The 18,520-nt window shown below is 40.7% G+C and carries 16 protein-coding genes; all 16 read left to right on the top strand.

Features of this window, described 5'->3' with window-relative positions; genetic code table 11:
• A complete protein-coding gene (gene neuB, locus NST83_RS22750) occupies positions 1-1,029 on the top strand; it encodes an N-acetylneuraminate synthase (protein WP_342415751.1) in 1,029 nt (342 codons plus the stop codon).
• Positions 1,026-2,165 (top strand): UDP-N-acetylglucosamine 2-epimerase, encoded by a 1,140-nt coding sequence (neuC, locus tag NST83_RS22745; protein WP_342415750.1) that lies wholly within the window; start codon positions 1,026-1,028, stop codon positions 2,163-2,165. The genes neuB and neuC overlap by 4 nt, the downstream gene beginning before the upstream one ends.
• A 12-nt stretch (positions 2,166-2,177) precedes the next feature.
• Positions 2,178-2,816, top strand: coding sequence for an acetyltransferase (locus NST83_RS22740; protein ID WP_342415749.1), 639 nt, complete (start codon positions 2,178-2,180; stop codon positions 2,814-2,816).
• Positions 2,817-2,822: 6 nt separating this feature from the next.
• On the top strand, positions 2,823-3,968 hold the full coding sequence (locus NST83_RS22735) for an aminotransferase class I/II-fold pyridoxal phosphate-dependent enzyme (RefSeq protein WP_342415748.1): 1,146 nt from the start codon (positions 2,823-2,825) through the stop codon (positions 3,966-3,968).
• 94 nt (positions 3,969-4,062) lie between these two features.
• The gene (locus tag NST83_RS22730; RefSeq protein ID WP_342415747.1) at positions 4,063-4,908 is read left to right on the top strand and encodes a TylF/MycF/NovP-related O-methyltransferase; all 846 of its coding nucleotides are present in this window, start codon (positions 4,063-4,065) and stop codon (positions 4,906-4,908) included.
• Between the two features lie 31 nt (positions 4,909-4,939).
• Positions 4,940-6,607 carry an HAD-IIIC family phosphatase gene (locus NST83_RS22725; protein ID WP_342415746.1) on the top strand — a complete coding sequence of 556 codons (1,668 nt, stop codon included), beginning with the start codon at positions 4,940-4,942 and terminating at the stop codon, positions 6,605-6,607.
• Positions 6,604-6,837 carry a phosphopantetheine-binding protein gene (locus NST83_RS22720; RefSeq protein ID WP_342415745.1) on the top strand — a complete coding sequence of 78 codons (234 nt, stop codon included), beginning with the start codon at positions 6,604-6,606 and terminating at the stop codon, positions 6,835-6,837. The genes NST83_RS22725 and NST83_RS22720 overlap by 4 nt, the downstream gene beginning before the upstream one ends.
• A gap of 59 nt (positions 6,838-6,896) precedes the next feature.
• Positions 6,897-8,039 carry a GNAT family N-acetyltransferase gene (locus NST83_RS22715; protein WP_342415744.1) on the top strand — a complete coding sequence of 381 codons (1,143 nt, stop codon included), beginning with the start codon at positions 6,897-6,899 and terminating at the stop codon, positions 8,037-8,039.
• A 1-nt stretch (position 8,040) separates the two neighbouring features.
• Positions 8,041-8,943 carry a polysaccharide deacetylase family protein gene (locus tag NST83_RS22710; RefSeq protein ID WP_342415743.1) on the top strand — a complete coding sequence of 301 codons (903 nt, stop codon included), beginning with the start codon at positions 8,041-8,043 and terminating at the stop codon, positions 8,941-8,943.
• A gap of 98 nt (positions 8,944-9,041) precedes the next feature.
• Positions 9,042-10,592 (top strand): multimeric flavodoxin domain-containing protein, encoded by a 1,551-nt coding sequence (locus tag NST83_RS22705; RefSeq protein ID WP_342415742.1) that lies wholly within the window; start codon positions 9,042-9,044, stop codon positions 10,590-10,592.
• A gap of 45 nt (positions 10,593-10,637) precedes the next feature.
• Entirely contained in the window at positions 10,638-11,795 is a 1,158-nt protein-coding gene (gene rffA / locus NST83_RS22700; RefSeq protein ID WP_342415741.1) for a dTDP-4-amino-4,6-dideoxygalactose transaminase, read from the top strand.
• 1 nt (position 11,796) lies between these two features.
• Positions 11,797-12,507, top strand: coding sequence for a GNAT family N-acetyltransferase (locus NST83_RS22695; RefSeq protein WP_342415740.1), 711 nt, complete (start codon positions 11,797-11,799; stop codon positions 12,505-12,507).
• Positions 12,508-12,971: 464 nt separating this feature from the next.
• Positions 12,972-13,169, top strand: coding sequence for a cold shock domain-containing protein (locus tag NST83_RS22690; protein WP_013373372.1), 198 nt, complete (start codon positions 12,972-12,974; stop codon positions 13,167-13,169).
• A gap of 463 nt (positions 13,170-13,632) precedes the next feature.
• The gene (raiA, locus tag NST83_RS22685) at positions 13,633-14,187 is read left to right on the top strand and encodes a ribosome-associated translation inhibitor RaiA (protein ID WP_137060524.1); all 555 of its coding nucleotides are present in this window, start codon (positions 13,633-13,635) and stop codon (positions 14,185-14,187) included.
• A 413-nt stretch (positions 14,188-14,600) separates the two neighbouring features.
• Positions 14,601-17,051 (top strand): preprotein translocase subunit SecA, encoded by a 2,451-nt coding sequence (gene secA / locus NST83_RS22680; protein ID WP_137060523.1) that lies wholly within the window; start codon positions 14,601-14,603, stop codon positions 17,049-17,051.
• 355 nt (positions 17,052-17,406) lie between these two features.
• A protein-coding gene (gene prfB, locus NST83_RS22675; RefSeq protein WP_137060522.1) for a peptide chain release factor 2 occupies positions 17,407-18,520 on the top strand; the annotation gives its coding sequence in 2 pieces (ribosomal slippage) (positions 17,407-17,478 and positions 17,480-18,520; 1,113 coding nt in all).

The raw sequence follows: 18,520 nt of genomic DNA, 5'->3' as shown, positions 1-18,520 counted from the left end.
ATGCAAAGCTTTTTATCAAATAACGACAGCCATTCCATCTACATTATTGCAGAGGTGGGGGTAAATCATAACGGATCATTGGAGCTTGCATTTGAGTGTATTGATCAGGCGATTTTGTGCGGTGCCGATGCGGTGAAGTTCCAGACCTTTAAAAGCGAAAAACTGGTAACCAAGTACGCCCAAAAGGCTGATTACCAGACAGAAAATACGAACTCCACCGAGAGCCAACTGGACATGTTAAAACAGCTGGAATTAAGCTTTGATGATTTTGTTCTGTTGAAAAAGTATTGTGAGGATAAAGGAATAGACTTTCTCTCTACACCTTTTGATGAAGAAAGTGCCGATTTTCTGAATTCAATTGATATCGATGCATTCAAGGTTGGATCGGGAGATATGAACAATATTCCCTTTCTTCAGAAGCTCGATCGCTATGAGCGTCCAATTATTTTATCTACCGGAATGTCTAATCTGGATGAAATTGGAGAATCATTACAAGCATTCAAAAAAAGTGAAGTATTATTGCTACACTGTACTTCCGACTATCCGGCACCTTTGGAAGATGTTAACTTGTTGGCTATGAATACAATTTCTAAAGCTTTTGGGAAGGTCACAGGATATTCGGATCACACTGCTGGTATTGAGATTGCTGTAGCGGCTTCAGCATTGGGAGCGAGAATTATTGAAAAGCATTTCACGTTGGATCGATCACTTCCAGGTCCTGACCATAAGGCTTCACTGGAGCCTGTTGATTTCTCCAGAATGGTTGTTGCGATTCGTAATGTAGAGCAGGCTCTGGGGGATGGGACTAAAAGGTGTATGCCCTCTGAGGAAAGCACCAGAGCTGTTGCAAGAAAGAGTGTTGTGATGGCAGCACCTAAAAAGGCAGGCCAGACGATAACTCAAGAAGATCTAGTCATCAAACGCCCAGGAACGGGAATAGCTCCTAAATATTATGCTGATTTAGTTGGCAAGCAGCTTTTAAAGGATGTACATGAAGACTATTTGTTGTCATGGGATGATGTGCAATGAAGAAAGTATTGGTGATTACCGGAACACGGGCTGATTATGGGATATATTACCCGGTTTTGCGGGCTATTGAGGATGAACATGCTCTGGAGCTCCATCTGTTGGTGACAGGAATGCATTTATCCCCACAGTACGGATATACATTGGACGCTATTCATAAGGACGGATTTCGTGTATCTGCTAAGGTAGACTGTCTGCTGCAAGGGTCAACTCATGCCAATATGTCTCGCTCTATCGGAATAGCAATCATGGGCATGACGCAATCCATAGAAGCTTTGGAGCCAGATTTCGTCGTTGTTCTGGGAGATCGGGGAGAAATGCTTGCAGCCGCGATTGTATCCTCTCACATGAACATTCCGCTGGTTCATTTACATGGTGGCGAAGTATCCGGCACGATTGATGAGTCTGTTCGGCATGCGATCAGTAAGTTGGCTCACATTCATTTCGTGGCGACAAATGGAAGCAGAGAGCGTCTAATCCGGCTCGGGGAAGAACCATGGAGAATCCATGTAGTCGGTGCTCCGAGAATTGAAACGATGATGAATACATCCTTGCCTGATCTAGAGGAAACAAAACGTAAATACGATCTGGATATAGATAACGATTATGTGTTATTTGCTTACCATCCTGTCACCACGGAAGAGGTGGATATGAGCAAGCTTGGCAAGATGCTGGAAGTTCTTTTGACTGGAGAGAATGAGGTTATTTGTGTGATGCCTAATTCGGATGCTGGAGCTGATGCTATCGTTGATGTATATAATCGTTTTGCTGCAAGAGGTGAGATGCATCTTGTAACCAGTTTTGAGCAACTTGATTATCTGACAATGTTGAAAAATGCAAAAGTATTCATTGGAAATTCCTCTTCGGGGATTATCGAGGCTGCTTCCTTTCATGTTCCAGTCATTAACATTGGGACCCGTCAGACAGGTAGGGAGCGCTCTGCAAACACAATAGATATTAAAGCCGATGAGATCGAACTGATGTCTGCATTGGAGTATGCAATGTCTGAACCTTTCCAGCAAATTGTTGAAGCGTCTGACAATATATACAGTAGAGATAACACAAGCTCTCATATCGTGGATATATTGAAACGAACATCCAAGTCGAAGCAGCTTATTCAAAAGACAATTACCTATTAAGGAGGGTCGGCCTTGAGCTATATCGTTTTTGGAACAGGAGGACATGCCAAGGTCATAGTTGATATTTTACGATCTTGTGGTGAAAAAATCATTGGAGTTCTTGATGACTTTTGTAAAGAAGAAGAATGGAACGGGTTGCCAGTCTTGGGGGACATTAATCAGGTTGACAAACTATTATCTCAGTATCCCGGAGCGCTGTTCATTGTAGCAATCGGAGACAATACAATCAGAATGAAAATTGTGAGTCAATTAAAAGCAGCAACAGTCCAATTTGGAACTGCTGCTCACCCGAGCGCTGTAATCGCACCGAGCGCATCTATCGGCGAGGGGACGGTTGTCATGCCTAATTCAGTTATTAATGCTGACGCCTACGTTGGAGAGCACACCATAATTAATACGGCAGCTACCATAGACCACGATTGCCGGATAGAAGATTTTGTACACATTTCCCCAGGTGTACATATGGCAGGCGGAGTTCAGATTGGGTGCTGTGCTCATATCGGAATAGGTGCAAGTCTTATACCTGGTGTTCGTGTAGGGTGCGATACCATCGTTGGTGCTGCTTCTTGTGTCATCCGCGATTTGCCAGAGAACGTCATAGCTGTGGGTTGTCCGGCCAAAGTAATAAAAACCTATAAGGATAAGGGATGAAATGAGATGTCCAACCGAGATAGAATTTATTTATCTTCACCGCATATGGGCGGGTTTGAACAGCAATATATCACAGAGGCCTTCGAAACGAACTGGATTGCCCCTCTGGGCAAAAATGTAGACGCTTTTGAATCAGAGGTGGCAAACTACTTAGGATGTGGAGGTGCTGTTGCCCTAAGTTCTGGAACAGCAGCGATTCACTTGTCTTTGATATTGCTTGGTGTGGAAAAGGATGATATTGTTTTTTGTTCTTCTCTTACCTTTGTTGCCAGTGCTAACCCGATCTTATATCAAGGTGCAATTCCTGTCTTTATCGATTCAGAACCGGACAGTTGGAATATGTCCCCTGAGGCACTAGAGCGAGCATTGAAGACTTATGCAGATAAGGGGAAAAAGCCTAAGGCTGTAGTCATAGTCAATTTGTACGGACAGAGTGCAGACTACGATCGCTTGAAAAAAATATGTGATTATTACGAGGTGCCAATTGTAGAAGATGCTGCGGAATCACTCGGAGCAACTTACGACAAGCAAATGAGTGGAACGCTTGGGAAATTCGGTATTCTTTCATTTAATGGAAATAAGATTATTACCACTTCTGGCGGAGGCATGCTGGTTTCAGATGATTTAGAAGCTCTGAGCAGAGCACGGCATTATGCAACGCAGGCTAGGGAAAAGGCAATACATTATCAGCATGAGGATCTTGGCTTTAATTATCGTCTGAGTAATGTTTTGGCTGGCATAGGAAGAGGACAGCTTCGTGTGTTGGATGAGCGCATTCAACAGAAACGAGAAGTCTTTGAAAAGTACAGATATGAGCTATCAGGAATTGATGGAATACAATTTATGCCGGAAAAAAGCTTTGGCAAGTCTACTCGATGGTTGACAACAATGACAATAGATCCTGAAATCTTAGGCAGTAGTGTTAGTGATTTAATAGGATATCTAGGCAAAGATAACATTGAATCCCGTCCAGTCTGGAAGCCGCTTCATCTACAGCCACTCTTTAAGGACGCCGTATATTTCACTCATGAAAGTGGTGTGGATATTAGCCAAATACTATTTGAAAAGGGAGTTTGTTTGCCCTCTGGAACAAATATGTCAGTGGATGAGCAGAGCTTTGTTATTAACCAAATGAAAGCTTTTTTTCGATAAATATAATATTGGACTCAATTAGCACAGCCATGTTTTGCATAAATAAAGAGCAATTATTCAATTAATATATTTATTTCAAGAAGAGGTGTGAGATTTGGTTGATAAAGAAAAAGTAGTTATTTTTGGTGCAGGTGACGGGGGACTTCGTGTTCATTATCTATTAAGTGATGAATTCGAGGTTATTGCATTTGCAGACAACGATGTATCTAAACAAGGCTCGAAATTTTTGTCCAAATCGGTCGTCGCTCCTAATGAAATCTGTAAGCTTGAATTCGATTATGTAATTATAGCGAATATTCACGGAGAATCAGTGTACAAGCAACTCACTGAAGAGTTATCGATTGAAAAGGAAAAAATTATTGACTATTATATGAGTTTGAAATTTGACACTAGGCTGGCTCTATTACGGCAAATTGCTGATGAAATAAATGAGTGTGGAGTAAAGGGAAGTGTAGCAGAACTCGGTGTGTTTAAGGGGGAATTTTCTAAGTATATTAACCGGATTTTTCCTGATCGCCAATTATATTTATTTGATACCTTTAGCGGTTTTGACCAAAAGGATATTGATAACGAGAATAAAGGGGATTTTTCAAACTCGGTTGCTGGAGAATTTTGCAATTCGGATGTGGAGTTAGTGTTGGAAAAGATGGCGTTTAAAGATAATTGTATTGTGAAAAAAGGATATTTTCCAGAAACAGCAAGTGATGTGAATGAAACTTTTGCATTTGTTAGTCTTGATGTTGATTTGTATCAGCCTATTCTCGAAGGCCTAAAATTTTTCTATCCTAAGATGTCAGATGGAGGATATATTATAATCCATGACTACAACAGTACTCGATTTCATGGTGTAAAGCAGGCGGTTAGAGAGTATTGCAGAGAACATGGTGTTAAGTACACGCCTATAAGTGACTTATGTGGTAGTGTCGCCATTATGAAGTAAGTTGAACCTTGATTTATGGGGGAGAAAATAAATGAGAAAAAATAAACTATTAATCCTCTCTGATTCTAATCTAAATCCGATGGTTCGTTTTCTAGAGGGACCTTTTCAGGATTTGACGTTAGAAGTGACAGAGGCCCCTTATAACCAAGTGAATCAGGTTCTTATGAATTCTGATCACTCCGTATGGTCGGAAAAAAAGGATATATTGCTTTTATGGACAAGTCCTGAGAAAGTAATTCCTTCTTTTAATAAACTGCTGGAATATAAGGAAATTGATATCGGTGATGTTCTTAATGAAGTCGATCAATTTTGCGAGCTTATTATCAGGGCTGAGGGAAAAGCCAAACATATTTTTGTTGTGTCTTGGTCCCTCCCACCTCATTACCGTTGGATACAATCGATGACATTAAAGCACAATGTAGGATTAAGTAATGTACTTATGCAAATGAATCTACGTCTTTCAGAACGACTACAAAAGCATGATCATGTTATTATTCTTGATTCTAACTATTGGTATACTGCAATCCAACAAAAAAGTTACGATGCTAAAATGTATGCACTTGGGAAAATTCAGTTCTCGCGTGATTTTTTTCTCTTTGTATCCAATGAGCTAAAATCAATCGTTAGTGGTCTATACGGACAAAGTAAAAAGCTAATTATCTGTGATCTGGATAATACGCTCTGGGGTGGCATTATTGGCGACGATGGCATTGACAACATCAAACTGGGGGGGATTGATCCCGTCGGTGAGAGTTTCAAGCTTTTTCAGCAAGAATTGCAAAGATTGAGTAACCGAGGTGTCATTCTGGCTATTTGCAGTAAAAACAGCGAACCGATAGCACTAGAAATGATAGAACAGCATCCGGAAATGATTCTGAAAAAAAAGGATTTTTCTTCAATTCGAATCAACTGGAACGACAAGGCTGCCAATGTTGTTGAAATTGTAAAAGAACTCAATCTAGGTCTGCAATCTGTTGTGTTTTTGGATGATAATCCATCTGAAAGAGATCGTATCAAGCAAGCTCTTCCTGAAATATATGTACCTGACCTACCTGTAGATGTAACTCAATATCCAGTTTTTATTAGCCAACTGGATTGTTTTGAGACTCCTGCTATAACGTTGGAGGATCGTAAACGAACAGACTGGTTCAAACAGGAGCAAAAGCGGGAGTCGATAAAGTTAAACGCAGGATCATTGGAAGAATGGCTCCACTCACTTGAAATTAAGCTGACTCCACATAAATTAGATAAATTATTGCTAACACGGGCTGTACAGTTAATGAATAAAACGAATCAGTTTAACATGGCGACCCGCAGGTTTACGATTGAAGAGTATTGGTCCTGGAGTGAACTACCGAATAATCATGCAATCTTATTTGAAGTGGAAGACAAATTTGGAAATGCAGGTTATACAGGACTGATTTCGGTTTCATCTGATGATGGAGGTCAGGCTGAAATCCATGATTTTGTTATGAGTTGTCGTGTCATGGGCAAGGGAATTGAGGAAGCAATGCTTTATTTAGTTACCAAGCATTTTTTACCTCATAATATTAAGGCTACGTATGTAAAGACGGAAAAGAATAAACCTTTTTATGATTTTATTTCAAAGAAGTATAGGGATGTATCTAAAAACAATGAATTAAATTTAGGAGAGATATTTCTACCTCATCATATCTTACTTAAGGAGTGCTCTTTTTGAATAAATTTGAGTTGGTTCAATCAATAATATCTAAAATTATGAATGTGCCTGTCGAAAAAGTGACGTTGGAATCGGTAAAAAGTGACTTTGAACATTGGGATTCGCTCAATCAATTGAATTTAGTGATGGAACTTGAAGCTATTTTTAATGTGTCTATTCCCATTGATGAAATAGCTAATATAGATTCAGTGCAAAGCATTTTGCATATTTTGAATAGTATTCATAATTAATATTTTCTTCGAAATGTTATTGTAGAAAAATATAACGCGTGAAAAGGAGGGCGTAACTATTGGAAATTGTAAAATATCAAGATTCTGATTATGAATCGCTGGTTGCATTTATGAGAATTAATTGGTCTTCAGAGCATGCCATTTATAATAAAGAATTGTTCGATTGGCAGTATCGGGTTGATGAGGACGGTTTAGCAGAATCCCTGCTTCTGGTCGACAATGGCTGCATTGAGGGATTCCTTGGGGTCATTCCTGGTGAGTATAGTTCTAACGGAGAACAATATAAAGGCATCAGTTTCGCAATGTGGATTGTGTCAGAAAAGTATAAAAACAGTGGCTTGGGAATTATGCTTATGAAAGAAGCAGAGAAGTATAATCCGGTGTGTTTGACTTTAGGCTGTAATTTTCAAGTGGTACCTATGTATGAGCGTATGGGGTATTCGTATTCAGATCATTTGAACCGTTACGTCATCCCGCTCGATGTGAACGGTTATGTGAATTTACTAAAGGACCCGGTTGATCAAGCGAGCATTGAGCAATGGATAGCGGGTGTTGAAGAAAGATTGATACATTCATACAGCCCTATACTCAATATTACGGGTGAGGAGTTAGAGCAATTATACATTAATAGTGTTCAACATCGTTTTTCACTTTCTCAGTATCGTAGCGCCTCCTTTTGGGATTGGAGGTATATAAATAGCGCGGGCTATAAGTATTTATTTTTCGGTGATTCCACTTCTGAAGGGATTGTAGTTGCACGACTAGATCGAGTACATGCTCCCGATGAGAACATCCATGGCACAAAAGTGTTAAGGATTATAGAAATCATTCCAGTTAATGCTGATGTTTGGAAAGGAATAGCAGATCATCGCTTGAACGAGATGATAGCTGGAGTCTTATCATGGGCCCGAGATCAAGGGTGTGCTGCGGCAGATTATCAGTTAAGTTCAAATCGTTTAGAACATGTCCTGGAATCTATTGGATTTAAAAAACAAAATATAGACTACACTCCAACGGAATGTGGATTGGCAGGTTTGTTCCAGCCTTTTCGGCATCGTGTTAATCCCATTAATTTTGTATGGAAAATTAAAAATAATGAAGGTGCTTTTCAAAATACGGAAGTGAATGATATATATCTTGTTAAAACTGATGGAGATATGGATCGACCGAACATTTGGCCACTTCCTAAAGGGTGGAATTGAATTGGGTAATATTGCTGCGATGTACCACTATGTACGTGAGAAGAAGGGATGGGATGGTATTGTTCCCATGCATCCCCATGACTTTGAAGAACAGCTAGATTTAATTAGCAAGACACATCGAATTATCTCGTTGGACGAGATTGATAAGTTCAATTCGGAACCATGGTGTGTACTAACGTTTGATGATGGAACAAAAGATCAATACACGTTTGCCTTTGACATTTTGAAAAAAAAAGGAATTCCTGCATATTTTACAATCATGTCTGGTCCACACATCACAGGAAACATTCCATTAGTTCATTTGGTTCACACGGTGCTCTCTTTCAAATCTGATGAAGAGATATGGGAATTACTGAGTGGGATGTATGATACGTGCGGTGTGGAAGAGGAAAGTCAAATCTATAAGTATGAACAGAATAAACTACGTAGATACAATAAATTTATGCTTAATTTTAAATTATCTGTTACCGAAGCAACTATCTTTCTCGAATCTATTTTTCAGTCCTTGTTTCCCGATAAGTATAAATTTATAAATGATTTTTATATAAGTACAGAAGAAATAGTCGAAATGAGCCAGGCAGGAATGACTATAGGTGTGCATGCTCATAATCATATTCCTTATAATGGCGATCCACAGGAATTTTATGATATTGAAATCGGTCCTTGTAAAGATTGGATGAAGAGTGTTTTAGGTATAAATCCGATTTGGTACACGCCTGCCTTTGGTGGTGGTGTTAACCAAAAGTTAATGTTGGACAAACTAACTCCTGTTCTAGTACAGAATGGATTTGTGGGTGCTTTTAGTACAAGAGAAGGGGAGATTTCTGACAACAGAGAGTTTTGGATGGATAGAATAGACTGTATACGTCTACCTCCTCTAGGGACATCATCGTATAATCTGTAGTGATGTGAATAAAGGGGAGAAGGGGGGCTATTGTGAGGCTTTTAATCCTGAACGTGGTCCCCACAGTAAACCCTAATACTAATGAAAAGAGGTCCCTAATGAGAAGTTCCAAAGAAACGCTTGAATTAAAAAAAATACTATCGAATGATAAATTATCAAATGTGGAAGTATACAAATTACTGGACCATGAACTAACCAAATTAATTGGAAACTTTGAAAGTATAGATTCAAATAGTCGTCAAGTGATAGTAACTGAAATCGAACAATTGATATCGGATTATAAGAATTGGGGGCTATATTTAACGTCATTTTTACTCACCTGTACAAAGGATCAGAAGTTTTTGGATGATATTTTTGAATCTATAGAAAAAGAAGTAAGAATAGATGTGCTACATTTTGTTTACTGGCAAATTACGAGCTTTCTTTTTACTACTCCTAAATTAAAAACGGAGGAAAATACTAACAGACTGAGAAGGATATATCGAAAATATTTTGAGTATTTTAATAATCAAATTGCAAACGAGGCGAATTGGATTCCTTATGAAGAACGCAACCAAGATCTTGTAGTTGTTGTAGCGGGACAGATGCTTTCTATGTTACATAGTCCAACACAAGTAGCGCTAGATCATTGCAAAGCTTTATATAATCTCAAAAAAAATATTTTTCTTATCAATACCGCAGACATGCCAAGATCTATAACCACGCCTTATTTCGGAGCTGTCCTATCTAACTATGTTGAGGGGTACAATCAAACTGAAAAGCTAGTGTATGAAGATTTAAGTATTCCATTCTTTCAATGTAAAAAGGAAATGCCAAATGGTGCCCAGATATCAGAGCTAATCCAAATGATATTACATTTAAAGCCGCTTTTTGTTTTATCTGTCTCAGGCTCAAATGTAAGCGCCGACCTATTTTCTAATTTTGTGCCTGTTATCACTCTGCCATTAGCTTATGATCTCCCCATCTCAGAGAGCACATTTTCTATTTTGCCCAGAAAAGTAAACACAGCAGATTTGAACACCCTAGAAGAATTAAGCAGGTCTCGGGAATCTGTTATTGAGAGTGTGTTTACTTATAAATATACGCCTCCACAGACTAAAATGCATAGAGAGTATTGGGGGTTAGGCGAGGACAATTTTGTATTGGCCATAGTAGGTAATCGGCTTGATACGGAGCTAGACGATTCTTTTTTAACAAAGCTGGACGATTTGCTGAAATGTAATGATCATACCCGCATTATGTTTATAGGTGAACTTAAAAATTATAATAAGATAACGAATCGATATATCACTCTTGATAAACAATCTGTTCATGTCGGAGTTCAAAAGGATTTAGCCGCTGTTTATGAAGTGTGTGACGCGTATTTGAACACATTTCGATCTGGAGGTGGTACTTCTGCGGCTATTGCATTAAGGCAAGGGCTACCCGTTTTTACATATGCCTTCGGGGATGTTGCTCACACGGCAGGAGAGCACTATCATATTAACAGTTTTGATGATGTGAATACATTTATAAAAAATTGGGAAAACCCCGTATTTAGGGAACACGAAAAATCTGTAGCAATAAGCAGGGCGAGTGAAATCTTTGACAGTGAGAAGGTTATGAAAGAGGTTATAGAGACTATGACTAAATCACCACACTTTTATTAAGCTGCACGTGCTTCACCACATAATTTGCTGAAATGAGAGATGAAAATGATAAATTTCAATGTACCGGCAATCGTAGGTAAAGAAGGAGAGTATATCAAAGAGTCATTTTCTAGTGGACATCTTTCGGGTGATGGAGAATTTACGCGGTTATGTGCAAATTGGTTTGATAGAACTTTTAATGTGAAAAAAACACTAATAACGACTTCTTGCACACATGCTCTGGAGATGGCTGCTATTCTCTTGGATATCCAACAGGGGGATGAAATTATCATGCCATCTTATACATTTGTATCCACTGCTAATGCCTTTGTTTTAAGAGGAGCTAAGATTGTGTTCGTGGATATCCGACCAGATACTATGAATATTGATGAAGATCTTATAGAAGATGCGATCACAGATAAAACAAAAGTAATTGTCCCAGTGCATTATGCTGGAGTAGCTTGTGATATGGATAAAATTTTAGATTTGGCGAATAGATACAATTTGGTAGTTGTAGAGGATGCAGCACAAGGGATTCTTAGTGAATATAAAGGGAGAAAACTTGGGACTATTGGTCATTTAGGATGTATCAGCTTTCACGAAACCAAAAATGTACATTGCGGAGAAGGTGGTGCTTTGTTGGTCAATGATGACCGATTTGTGGAGAAGGCTGAAATAATACGTGAGAAAGGGACAAACAGATCCAAATTTTTTAGAGGTCAGGTAGATAAGTATACTTGGGTTGACATAGGTTCGTCCTACCTCCCTAGTGAACTGAATACTGCCTTTTTAATGGCACAACTTGAAGCCGCGGAGATGATTACAAAAAATAGATTGGCTAGCTGGAATTTATATTTTAATAGATTAAAACCTCTGAGTGAAGAAAAATTAATCGACATACCTTGTATACCTCTGGGCAATGCTCATAATGCTCATATATTTTATATTAAAGTTAGAGATTTAGAAATAAGGACTGAACTATTGAATTTTTTGAGAAGACATGAAATTATGGCTGTTTTTCATTATGTACCGCTTCATAGCTCCGAGGCAGGGTTAAAACATAGTTCATTTACTGGTAGGGATGTTTACACAACTAGAGAGAGCGAACGTTTAATTAGATTACCTCTCTATTTTAATATTGAGGAGTCTGATATAAATCGGATTGTAGACTGTATTTATAATTTCTTTTTACAGTATAGTTCTTCTTTAGTCGGAGGGGTCTAGAATGCTGAGGCTTTTGCATTGGGATTCTATTTTTTTTGCTATGAATATGGCCGAAGTATCAACTACTTCCCCAGTTACAAGCTCATATCTTCAACATTTTATAGAAAAGAATCAATTGGACTTTATACAAGCGCTTTGTAAAATTGATGATATAACCACTATTCAATTTCTGGAAAATGAAAATTTTCATATGGCTGATATTAAAGTAACATTTGAGACTAGAATAGGTAGTAATGCACAAAATGAAAGTTCCCTTGTATTTGCCACGGAGCATGACTTTCCTTTATTGAAAAATAAACTGACAGGATTATTTAAAGATAGTCGATATTCTTGTTATCAGCATATTTTTGATGCAGAAAAAGTGGATAAATTATATAATTTATGGGTGGAAAAGTCGATTCTGGGTTCGTTTGATGATTATTGCCTTGTTCTTACGATGGATGGAGAGATTATTGGATTCGTAACAATTAAAGAAAATTTAAACGACAGAGAAGCAAGGATCGGTCTTTTGGGAGTCGATCTAAAGCATCAAAGCCATGGAATAGGCACGAAGTTACTAACAGAGTTAAAAGTGTTTCTTGAATCCAGGCCAATTGATCAACTATTAGTTTCGACACAAGGTAGAAATTATAATGCAATGAATTTATATATAAAGTGTGGTTATAGAATTCAAAAAATGGAAAGTTGGTATTATTGGACGAGGGAGTCGTAAGAAGATGTGTAGACGAGCCTTCCTTGCTTCCTATGACAGTGTGCCCTCTTTTGTGATGAGGGTAATGGTCAAGATTCGTTCATAGATCCAACGCCAGATCGTTTAGGACGAAATGAGGTTCCTCTTTCGTTGAAACCAACAGCGAACTACTCCAAGACGTTTGAATTTTATTGATATGGCTGGAGATCCCCGATAATAAGTGAAACGGATGCAACAAAAAATTTAATTGAATTTATTTTATGAGTTTCAAACGCTCATAAAGAGTTTACTATATGAATATAGTAGGCTCTTTTGCTTATTATACCATGCCAATCTATAGGAATAGAGTGATTTACTTATGATAACTGGAATAACTATGAAAGAAAACATTATCAATTCCAATTGACAATGGATAACTTTGGGTGGTATAGTCGGATTGTGGGCGAGAGCTTCACTTCATTTGATGACGAAGGGAATGTTAGTGCATGCAAGGTAAAGTAAAATGGTTTAACGCAGAAAAAGGTTATGGTTTCATTGAAACCGCTGATGGCGGCGACGTATTCGTTCATTTTTCCGCAATTCAAACAGAAGGCTTCAAAACACTTGAAGAAGGACAAGACGTGGAGTTCGACATTGTCGAAGGCGCACGTGGACCACAAGCCGCTAACGTAACCAAATTATAATCATCCCCGGCATAGCCGACCTACATAATTGGTAAGATGGTTAGCAATGGATAACGCGCTAGTAACTGCCCTGGAATGTATTCCAGGGCTTTTTTATGTTTTCCGGGTATATAAAAGGGCCCTTTACACGAGTGACCCGTTCACAGCAAAAGGAAATTTTTCGGCAGAACTGTATCCGATTCAGTGTGAAAGGGCCACCCGTCCTTTTTCGTTAAGGTAGCTGAGCGTAAAGCCGGGAATTCATAAATGTCACGATGCAGCAGAGCAACTTTTTTTTATATGTGCTTATTATTCACATGTGTATGAATGCCTCTTTAAAACATGATCTCCATAAAAAGGGTGTTGGAGGAAGCGTTTTATCGAAAAAAACAGAATTTTGTAAAATACCTCCGAAAAGTTGGGTGCTTTTTTTACTTGGCGTTAACATATGTGTTATACTGGAGGAGCAAAGGAGGCGTGCCCTATGAACTTAACAGTACGAGGTCAACAGATCGAGGTTACCGACGCTTTGAAGGAATACGTTGATAAGAAATTCAGCAGACTTGAGAAGTATTTCGATGCACCCCCGACGTCTGACGGAAGTGTAACGTTAAGCACAACCAGAGATTTGCACACTGTAGAAGTAACCATTCCTTTGCCGGGGCTTGTACTCCGTGCCGAAGACGAAAGCGACGACATGTATGCGTCCATTGATGCCGTGGTAGACAAGCTTGAGCGGCAGATTCGTAAGCATAAAACCAAGCTGAACCGTAAATTTCGTCAAGAAGGCAGCTTGAAAACCCTTTTTGTTGAAGATACGGCAGGTGGCGTGGCTGTTGCTGAAGATGCAGAATTGGATGAGCTGGAAGTCGTCCGCACCAAGCGTTTCTTATTGAAACCGATGGATGTGGAAGAGGCTATTCTTCAAATGAACATGGTTGGACATAATTTCTTCGTATTTGCCAATATTGATAACGAAGAAGTCAGCGTGGTTTACAAGCGCAATGACGGTAAATACGGCCTAATCGAACGAGAATAATCTGTAAGACAGGAACTTGTTATGTTTTAAAATGAATAAAGGGTTCCCGATTGAAAGCATCTCATTGGAGATTGGGAAGAATGAAAATAACGACGAGCCTTATCCTTGCGAACCTGGCGGGGTAGGGCTCTTTTATATGTTTTTTTTGGAAATGAAATGTAATTTTAATGCAAAAGAGCGCAACCAAATGTGTATTTCATACGTCAATTGTTTGGGTATCTTTAACCAGATGCAAATCAGGGAGCGGCTTTTGTTGCGGCATGTCCTACAAACTGTTACAATTTATGCAAAGAACATCGCACGATGGGCTGGTATAGCCGGGCCTGTCAAACATATCGGGATCAATTTCATCATGGACCCTTTCTTATTGTGAAATTGATTCTATTAATTGTTTTGCGTGAAAGGGGTAAACCATGTTAGGAATTGTAAAGAAAATTTTTGGAGATACAAACGAACGTGACGTCAAGCGTCTAATGAAGACGGTTGAGCTGATCAATAAATTAGAGCCGGATTTCGAGAAGCTATCGGATGAGGAACTGCAAGCGAAAACGGCGGAGTTTAAAGCCCGGATTGAGCAGGGAACTACGGCAGAAGAGATTTTGCCGGATGCTTTCGCAACCGTTCGTGAGGCGTCCAAGCGGGTACTGGGCAAACGTCATTATGACGTGCAGATGCTTGGCGGTATTGCGCTGCATGAAGGTAGAATTGCCGAAATGAAAACCGGCGAAGGTAAAACACTGGTGGGAACACTGCCGGTTTATTTGAATGCACTGTTGGGTAAAGGCGTGCACGTGGTTACGGTCAATGACTATTTGGCGCAACGTGACAGCGGAGAAATGGGACAAATCTATAATTTTCTGGGCATGTCGGTTGGGCTGAATTTGGCCGGTCTGGGTCATGGAGAAAAGCAAGCGGCATATGCTTGCGACATCACATACGGCACGAACAATGAGTTTGGATTCGATTACCTGCGTGACAACATGGTGCTCTACAAAGAACAGATGGTACAACGTCCGTTGTATTTCTGTATCATTGATGAAGTGGATTCGATTCTCGTCGATGAAGCCCGTACGCCGCTGATTATCTCTGGACAAGCTCAGAAATCCACGGAGCTGTATTTTGCAGCTGACCGTTTTGTGAAGAGTCTGAATGTTGAAGAAGATTACACCTTGGATATCAAGGTGAAGTCAGTTGCTTTGACCGAGAACGGTGTATCCAAAGCTGAGAATTTCTTCGGACTGGAGAATCTGTACGATCAGGAAAGTGTTACAATCAATCACCACATCGTACAGGCCTTGAAGGCTAACGCCATTATGCGTCTGGATGTGGATTATGTCGTAGCTGACGGCGAAGTTATGATTGTCGATGAGTTCACAGGCCGTCTGATGGCCGGACGTCGCTACAGCGATGGTTTGCATCAGGCGATTGAAGCGAAGGAAAACATCGTAGTACAGAACGAGAGCATGACGCTGGCGACGATTACTTTCCAAAACTATTTCCGTATGTATCGCAAATTGGCGGGTATGACGGGTACAGCTAAAACAGAAGAAGAAGAATTCAAAAAAATATATGGTCTGGAAGTTCTCCAGATTCCTACGAACCGGGCAAATCAGCGTGTGGATATGCCTGACGTAGTATACAAGAGCGTAAAAGGTAAATTCCATGCGGTGGTGGATGAAATTGTGGAGCGTCACAAAAAAAACCAGCCGATATTGGTAGGTACGATCTCTATTGAAAATTCGGAGCTTCTTTCCGAAATGCTGAAACGCAAAGGTGTACGGCATAAAGTGCTGAACGCCAAGTATCATGCCGAGGAAGCTGAAATCATTTCCCGTGCAGGTGAAGCGGGTTCGGTAACCATTGCCACGAACATGGCGGGACGTGGTACAGATATCGTGCTGGGCGAAGGCGTAGCGAGTATTGGTGGTTTACACATCATCGGTACAGAGCGTCACGAATCTCGCCGTATTGATAATCAGCTTCGCGGACGTGCAGGACGTCAGGGGGATCCTGGCTCCACACAATTTTACTTATCGCTGGGCGATGAGTTAATGAAGCGTTTTGGTGCAGACAACGTGCTGAATATGATGGAGCGCTTGGGCTTCGAGGAAGACCAACCGATTGAAAGCCGCATGATTACACGTGCAATCGAATCGGCGCAAAAACGTGTTGAGGGCAACAACTTTGACCAGCGTAAAGTCGTTCTCCAGTATGATGACGTGATGAATCAGCAACGTACTATTATTTACAAACAGCGTCGTGAAGTGCTGGAATCCGAGAACATTAAAGAAGTCGTGTTCGACATGATCAAGCCTGTCATTGAGCGTGTGGTGGAAGCTCATTGCGGTGATGACATTCCTGAAAACTGGGAACTTGAAGAAGTGGCAGAATATGTGAACAGCAATCTGCTTGAGGAAAATGCAATCAGTCGTGATGACCTGTGGGGTAAAGAAAAAGAGGAGATCGTTGAAATGATCTTCGAGAAAGTTACGGAAAGATACCACAGACGTGAAGAGACGATTGGCGAAGACATGGTACGCGAGTTCGAGAAGGTTATCGTATTGCGTGCAGTGGATAGCAAATGGATGGATCATATCGATGCTATGGATCAGTTGCGTCAAGGTATTCACTTGCGTGCTTATGGTGGAACCGATCCATTGCGTGAATACCAGTTTGAAGGTTTTGAAATGTTCCATGCCATGATCGCCAGCATCCAGGAGGAAGTAGCGACTTACATCATGAAGGCGCAAATTGAATCCAATCAAGAGCGTCAGGCTGTCATCGACGAAGACAAAATCTCGACGAGTGGCGAACCTGCTGCTCCTAAGAAGAAATCCGCTCCTTCGCGTCCACGCAGAAAATAACGGATTGAAGGACGGATTTAGGGAACCCTTCATTTCCTGCAATGCATATAATGGCAGGCGGCAGTTTATCCAACTGACCGTCGGCCATTTTGTGCCATACAGGGGAGCACCCGGTTATCTAAAAGCCGTTTGACTTTACGGCGGTCGGTAGCGAAGCGAAGGATTTGAATCTGGAGAAGCGCCAGCGTTCGCCTTTGCAGTGAGATGCCCCCCTTTAAATGTTTTATTTCAATCAAGGGCATCTCGCTGCAACAGCGATCATAAGATCAAATCATTCGCGTAGCGTCTCCTCATCTAGCCGTAACTCACAACACTTTTAAACCTTTAACCTAATGACTAAAAGGAGAATGACATAATGATTGATCCAAATGTTAAACATGATTTAAGAGAAATAGGCAAGAAACTAACAAACCTTAGGGGGTCTCTTTGACTTAGATCTCAAACAGGAAATGATCGCAAACTTCGAGGAAAAGATGGCTGCGCCTGATTTTTGGGATGATAACGATAAAGCCCAAGCTGTGATCGCGGAAATGAACGCGGTTAAGTCTTCGGTAGACAGCTATGAACAGCTCCGTCAGGAATATGAGGATGCGGGGATGATGGCTGAGCTGGCTGATGAGGAAGGCGACGAAACACTGGCTGGAGAAATTGAGAACAGTATCAGATCCTTGCTGAGCAAGCTTGAGGAGTTCGAACTACAATTGCTTTTGAATCAGCCATATGACAAGCTTAATGCCATTTTGGAACTGCATCCGGGGGCAGGCGGAACCGAGTCGCAGGACTGGGGTCAAATGCTGCTACGGATGTATACACGCTGGGCAGAAAAACGTGGCTTTAAGGTAGAAACGCTGGATTACCTGGCGGGTGATGAAGCAGGGATCAAAAGTGTAACGCTACTGATCAAGGGCTATAATGCTTACGGCTACCTCAAAGCAGAAAAAGGCGTGCATCGTCTCGTTCGCATTTCTCCATTTGATTCCTCGGGTCGTCGGCATACATCATTCGTATCCTGTGATGTCGTGCCGGAAATTGCGGATGATGTGGACGTGGAAATCCGGACAGAGGATCTTAAAATTGATACGTACCGCGCCAGCGGCGCAGGCGGTCAGCATATTAACACGACCGATTCAGCAGTTCGGATTACGCATCTTCCTTCCGGCATTGTTGTAACTTGCCAAAATGAGCGCTCCCAGATCAAGAACCGTGAGCAGGCTATGACGATGCTTCGTTCCAAGCTCTATGAGCGCAAAATTGAAGAGCAGCGTCAACAATTGGACGAAATCCGTGGGGAACAGTCCGATATTGCATGGGGCAGCCAAATTCGTTCTTACGTGTTCCACCCATATAGCATGGTGAAGGATCATCGTACCAGTGTGGAAACAGGCAATGTAGGGGCTGTCATGGATGGCGATCTGGACCCGTTCATCGATGGTTACCTGCGCAGTCAGATCAAGCTGGACGCAGAATAA

It is taken from the genome of Paenibacillus sp. FSL R10-2782, assembly GCF_038592985.1.
In the GTDB taxonomy this organism is placed as follows: Bacteria; Bacillota; Bacilli; order Paenibacillales; family Paenibacillaceae; genus Paenibacillus; species Paenibacillus terrae_C.
Note: the sequence above shows the minus strand (reverse complement) of the source record. Positions and strands in the feature narration are given on the sequence as shown.